This window comes from Bacteroidota bacterium (genome assembly GCA_039714315.1).
Lineage (GTDB): Bacteria > Bacteroidota > Bacteroidia > Flavobacteriales > JADGDT01 > JADGDT01.
In genome coordinates, this window is record JBDLJM010000164.1 from 1 (window position 1) to 6,248 (window position 6,248).

Sequence of the window (6,248 nt, forward strand, 5' to 3'; positions counted from 1 at the left end):
TTGAATATATAACTCAGAGAACCTGAGAACACTCCGCGTATTTTATTGATTTTATCGCCCGAATGGTGCAGCTGACTAATTGTATCTACTAAAGGTAATCCCGCTCCAACATTTGTTTCGTAAAGATACTTTTTTCTGTTTCGTTTAAGCTCTCCTCTTAGTTCTGTATAAAAATCATAACTCAAAGTATTTGCAATCTTATTTGCTGATACCAGGTCAAAACCATACGATACTAAACTCAGGTAGTTATTTACAAAATCTTTCGAAGCTGTTGCATCAACACAAACCAAATTCTCAAGATTGTTCTCCTCTGCATATTTCACAATACTTTCAACGGAATAACCTTCTTCCTGATTTTGTAAATCATCCCTCCAGTCTTCTTTAATTCCTTCGGCATTTAATAAAACTCTTTTTGAATCGGCAACAGCAAAAACATTGATTTTTGTATTACGTTTTTCGCAAAGTATTTTTCTCGAATTATTAATCTGATTTATCAATGTTCCTCCTACCGTTCCTTTACCAAATACAGCAATATTCAACGTTCTTTCCGCTCCAAAAATATGAGAATGAATTACGTTAACTGCTTTCAGGGTTTGTGAATCGGAAATTACAATCGATATATTGTTCCCATTGATAGAGTTGTTAAACAAAATTGGATCCAAACGGTTACGTTTCAATGCATGGAAGACTTTATCGAAATAATCGAGATAATCTCCAATTACCGAAACTACCGAAACATCTTTTTTCGCAAAAATCTGATTAATATCTTTAGAGAAAATCTCTTTTTGGAATTCTTCACGAAGTAATTCAACAGCCTTATCAGCATCTTCTATGTCAACAATAAATCCAACTCCACGTTCTGATGAAGCCTGAGAAATATTTCTGATCGAAATTTTATGCTGCATCAACACACCAAAAATCCTACCATCAATACCTACTGTACCCAACAAACCACGACCTGTTAAACTTATTAAAGCTACATCGTCCAGAATTGTTACAGATTTCACTCCCTGTCCGTTACCTTCTTTAGTAATTAGAGTCCCTTTGTTTTCAGGATCTAATGTATTCAGTATTCGAAGAGGAATATTCTTTTCAATTAGAGGTATTATAGTTTTGGCATGAAGAATTGTAGTCCCGAAGTTAGCCAACTCATTTGCCTCATTATACGAAAGCAATTCAATTTGTTTTGCATAAGGAACCAATGACGGATTGGCTGTGAAAATACCATCGACATGAGTCCAGTTTTGCATTTCTTCGGCATTTAGGAAGTTAGCCAGGAGTGATGCAGTATAATTACTACCATTTCTACCCAAAGTTGTTATTTGCCCTTCGAGGTTAGATGCTATAAATCCTGAAACTATTTCTACCTGAACATCTTCACGCTGTAAATTCTCCTTCTTAAATAAGTCTTCCGAAACCGATTTTAACACCTGCGCATTACCAAAAGCATCATCTGTTTTTAGCCAGTTTCGCACATCGTGGATCGCAACTGTCAATCCGCGTTTTTCTAACAGCTCCTTTGCTGTAATTGCCGAAATCAACTCACCAAATGCCATAAAACGATCTTTTAGAGATGCGGAATAATCACCAATGAGTTTTACCCCATCGAGTATTCGTTTTATCTCTTCGAAATATGGATTCAATGAAGTCTTATCTGTAAGAATTTTTGACTGTTCCTGTTTGAATGCCTCAAACTCGACCGTACAGTCAATTTGTTTTCTTGCAGCTTCTAAAAGACTTTCCAACTCATCGGTTGCCGAAGCTCTTGCCGAAAGAACAGTGTAAACTTTTTTCTTGCCGGCTTCTTTTTCTATTATATCAAGAACATTATCAATACTATTATCGGCCAAAGATCGTCCTCCGAATTTCAAAACTTTTGACCTGACCTCCTTTTTAGGAACCTTCTTATTATCTCTGAAAGCCTGTTCCAGTATTTTTTCCAATTGATTGTTTTCGATCAGGAATGCATCATGCCCGTGAATAGATTCTATTTCGTGATAATATACATTCTTTCCTGCATCTTTCAATTTATCGAACGCTTCTTTCGATTCTTTTGCCGTAAACAGCAAGTCGGTACTTACTCCTACAATATGCACCTCTGATTCAATTCCGGAAACTACCTCATCCAAAGATTCCATATAAGCTACATCGATTGTAGACATTATATAGTTCATTGCCTTATATGCCTCAAGTGCAAAGCGGTCATTAAGTTTCTCTCCCTGATAATCGAGGTAAGAATCCACATTGTAAGCTCCACCCTTTTCTACACGGGTTCTTTCAAACTTACTTTGATAAGATTCAGGAGTACGGTAAAACAACATTGCCATTTTTCGGGCTGTTTGTACCGGGTCTTTTTCAATTTTTAACAACTCCCGTTGAATTTTAGACATACCTATTACCCAGTCACTTGCCTGGTAATGCGTAGCAAAAGGAATTACTTTTTTAAACAAGCCCGGATATTGGGTTGCCATGTGCCAGGTAATACCACCTCCAAGCGATCCGCCAATAACTGCGAAAAGATTCTCAACCTCCAGCTGTTTTAATGAAGCTGCAAATAAATCGGCTATATCACCGGCATTAAATTTGTCGAAAGCATCCAAAAGAACACCATCGAAACCATTACCAGGAACATTAAAAGCAATAACAGGATGCTTTAATGTATTTATCGGTTTTCCTTTACCTACTACGTCATTCCACCAACCATTCTCTCCTCCTACATGCGAATTTCCTGTTAAGGCATGTACAATCAAAATTCCATTTTGATTTAACGCACTCTCATCTCCGAAAACTTCATAACTCAAAGTTATCTCAGGCACGTGTGCCCCCGACTTTGTTGTTATGTTTTCCAGTGTTATATATTTTAACATCTTTGTAATGTTTGGAGTTTGATGTTTGAAGTTTAATGTTTATAGTTTAAAATGACAAAACCACAAAGCTCAAACTACAAACCTCAAACAAAATTATCCAATAGCTTGCTCTATATCAGCAATTATATCATCTGCATCTTCGATACCTACCGAAAATCTTAATAAACCTTTTGTTACTCCGCCCTTCAACTGTTCCTCATCAGTCAGTTGTTGATGGGTGGTAGAAGCCGGATGAATTATCAGACTTTTAGTATCTCCAATATTCGCCAACAGCGAAATTATTTTAACATTATCAACCAAATTCCTGGCTGCTTCAAAACCATCCTTAAGCTCAAAACTCACTAATCCGCTTTGTCCTTTTGGTAAATATTTTTGAGCATTTTTATAGCTCGGGTGCGATTCCAGTCCCGGATAATTTACAGAAGCTACAGCTTCGTGTTGTTCAAGCCATTTGGCCACCTTAAGTGCATTTTGAGAATGCTTTTCTATACGTAACGAAAGGGTTTCAAGGCCCTGAATAATCTCGAAAGAATTAAACGGACTCAATGCTCCCCCAAGATCTCTTAATCCTTCCAGTCGCAACTTTGCTATAAAAGCCGCTTCTCCCATTGCTTCGTGATAAATCAGTCCGTGATATCCCGGAGAAGGTTCGGTAAACTCAGGGAATTTACCATTAGCCCAGTTGAATTTACCTGAATCAACTACGGCACCTGCAATACTGGTTCCGTGTCCTCCTATATATTTAGTCAGAGAATAAATAATCAAATCGGCGCCATGTTCTATTGGTTTGAACAATAAAGGAGTTGCTACCGTATTATCTACCAATAAGGGAATATTATTTTTGTGAGCTATGTCAGAAATTGTTTTAAAATCCGCAACATCAAGTCCCGGATTCCCGATTGTTTCCAAATAAACGGCTCTCGTATTTTCTTTTATTGCTGCTTCAACTTCAGAAGGATTCAAAGCATCGACAAAAGTTGTTGTAATTCCAAAACGCGGCAACAGAACATTCATCATAGTAACCGTACCTCCATAAAGCGCCGAAGAAGCTACAATGTGATCTCCGGATTTCAACAAAGTCAACAAAGTTGTAGAAATAGCCGATGTCCCCGAAGCAAATACTGCAGCTCCTACACCTCCGTCCAAATCAGCAAGTCTTCGTTCCAGAATATCGTTAGTAGGGTTATTTAAGCGTGTATAAATAAACCCGGGTTCCTTCAAAGAAAATAAATTCCCCGCATGTTCTGCATTATCAAAAACATACGACGATGTCTGATAAATTGGAACTGCACGTGTCCCTGCCGTTTCCTTTACATTGTGACCGCTGTGCAATGATTTTGTTGCGTCTTTTAATCCTTCCATTTCATTAGCTTTTTAGCGCGAGTTCTCCTCTGTTTTGAAATTTAACCCGCAAATTTCATGTTTATTTTTTATAATAACTAGCTTATTTATATTTGCTTTCATAAAACTCTTAAAATCAAAAAAGCTCTTTCAATTTATATCCTGAAAGAGCTTTTTTAGAATGTTTTATAAATTCAAACAAATCACACTTTCATATATACACTTTGCATCCACATCATCATTGACAAAGACATCATCATAATTAATTGTTTCCCTTCGGTTTCGCTCATGCTAAAAACTGTGTAATTGTTTAATTGGTTGATCATTTTACTTCAAGTTTATTCTTCTGTTTGATCCATTACCTGATTATGTTATTTGTTTTTATGTAAACAGTTAACCGATTAAGCTGGTTAAACAAATAACAAAAAAAACGCCCGATGGAATCCATCAGGCGTTTTGTATTTCTTATTTAGAAGCATACAATGTCCGTTAGAATTCCCTGTGGAGTCTAAATCGCATCATAATATACATTCGCGTTGTTAACATTTTTCTTCTTTTTATCCACGAACACAAATTATTTCAGTGTTCATAAAATCTATAATTATACGTTGGCCAACACCAGCGCATTTGAGTTAACAAATGTAATCAACATTTTTAATTACACAACTAAATTTAATTGAAAACCTGAATTTTATTAACAAATACAACTTAGAACGATAGTATTTATTCGCTAATAATTATGCTCCATCATTATACAGAATTGCAAACGCGAAAAATGTCTAGTCTGCTAATCCTGAGCTAGATGAAAAAATTGAAATAGAACAATATGAGTGTCTTATAGACGAAATAGCAGAAACTTAAATATCACACAATGGCATATAGCCATATATATTTTCCCCCAACAAATAATTAATAGTCATTTCTATCACATTAGTTTAATAACAAATAACCACAATTGTGTCATAAATAATGTAAAAACAAAAAGGGAGAAAAATATTTCCCAAAATAGAACATAATCTTTCATGACATCCGACTTAAAAAATAACATTGTAAAGTTATGCAATAGCTAAATGCAATGCATAACAACCCTGAAGCATCTAATTTCAAATTTCACGCATGTTTTATAATTAAGACGCATTTAAAGATTATCAGGATATTAAAAGTAATATTTCTGTCATTATTTTAGGTCTGAATATGTATGTCGTAAAAAAAATAATATTTTCCTGTAGGAATACTCTTGCTTTGTCAAAGAATTGTACTACATTTGTATAACGAATATAAAAAACCCATAAACCAACCTTAACCCACTCAACTTGAGATAGTTATTGCCAGGATTACATCCTTTAAATACTTAAGATATATTAATGAAGAAATCAGTCTTAATATTGTTAGTCGTTTTTACAAGTATAGCTACATACGGTCAGTTCAAACCGTGTCGCTTTACGGTTGGCTATTACATGGGTATGACGGATTACAGCATTTCTCCTCCAACTAGTTCCGAAAGCAGTTTTAAATCAGCTCCTTCATATACAATGAGTGGATTTGAAGCTTCCTACAACTTTTTTCACAGAGCAATATCGGAAAAATCCGCAGGGAATTTTGATGCAGGAATTGGGATATATCATTTTTCTGACAATGTAATAATGGGGAAATATGGACTTAAATTTAATGTGGGATATAAATTCTCTACAGCGATAAATGCCGAAAAAGGACTTGGTCTATTCGCAAGAGGAGCTACTCAGTTGGTATATACCAATAATACTGATATTACATTAGTGCCCCGCACTACTTTGGGTCTATGTTACAATAGCCTGCAGCTGGGTATTTTTGGAGAGTACCAAAATACAGAAAGAAAAATTATTAGCGAGGATATAAGCGCTCAGGCAAGTAATGCATATACATTTGGAATAGAATTTAGATTTAACATAAAATAATATAGGAAACGTTTCATACGTAAAAGGTTCAAAGTTCAGGAGAATTTTGGGCCTTTTTTATGGCGTTTAAACTGGTTTTCGGCTAAAGTTGCATCCGTATAGTTTG

General features: G+C 35.5%; 4 protein-coding genes. 1 reads left to right on the plus strand and 3 read right to left on the minus strand.

Annotation, left to right across the window (positions count from 1 at the left end; genetic code table 11):
• The 3 genes from ABFR62_12490 to ABFR62_12500 all read right to left on the minus strand — a co-directional run.
• Positions 1 to 2,867, minus strand: a 2,867-nt coding sequence (locus ABFR62_12490; GenBank protein ID MEN8139242.1) for an aspartate kinase, incomplete at its 3' end; no start/stop codon positions are given.
• A gap of 93 nt (positions 2,868 to 2,960) precedes the next feature.
• The gene (locus ABFR62_12495) at positions 2,961 to 4,229 is read right to left on the minus strand and encodes an O-acetylhomoserine aminocarboxypropyltransferase/cysteine synthase family protein (protein ID MEN8139243.1); all 1,269 of its coding nucleotides are present in this window, start codon (positions 4,227 to 4,229) and stop codon (positions 2,961 to 2,963) included.
• A 182-nt stretch (positions 4,230 to 4,411) separates the two neighbouring features.
• Complete coding sequence (locus ABFR62_12500; GenBank protein MEN8139244.1) at positions 4,412 to 4,534, minus strand: hypothetical protein; 123 nt, start codon at positions 4,532 to 4,534, stop codon at positions 4,412 to 4,414.
• Positions 4,535 to 5,572: 1,038 nt separating this feature from the next.
• On the opposite strand from ABFR62_12500, the gene ABFR62_12505 reads away from it, so the two are divergent.
• The gene (locus ABFR62_12505; protein ID MEN8139245.1) at positions 5,573 to 6,142 is read left to right on the plus strand and encodes a hypothetical protein; all 570 of its coding nucleotides are present in this window, start codon (positions 5,573 to 5,575) and stop codon (positions 6,140 to 6,142) included.
• The last annotated feature ends 106 nt before the right edge of the window (positions 6,143 to 6,248 follow it).

Bases quoted from the DNA above. Each gene is read 5' to 3' on its own strand.
- ABFR62_12495 (MEN8139243.1), bottom strand. From the start codon at position 4,229: ATGGAAGGATTAAAAGACGCAACAAAATCATTGCACAGCGGTCACAAT.
- ABFR62_12505 (MEN8139245.1), top strand. From the start codon at position 5,573: ATGAAGAAATCAGTCTTAATATTGTTAGTCGTTTTTACAAGTATAGCT.
- ABFR62_12500 (MEN8139244.1), bottom strand. From the start codon at position 4,534: ATGATCAACCAATTAAACAATTACACAGTTTTTAGCATGAGCGAAACC.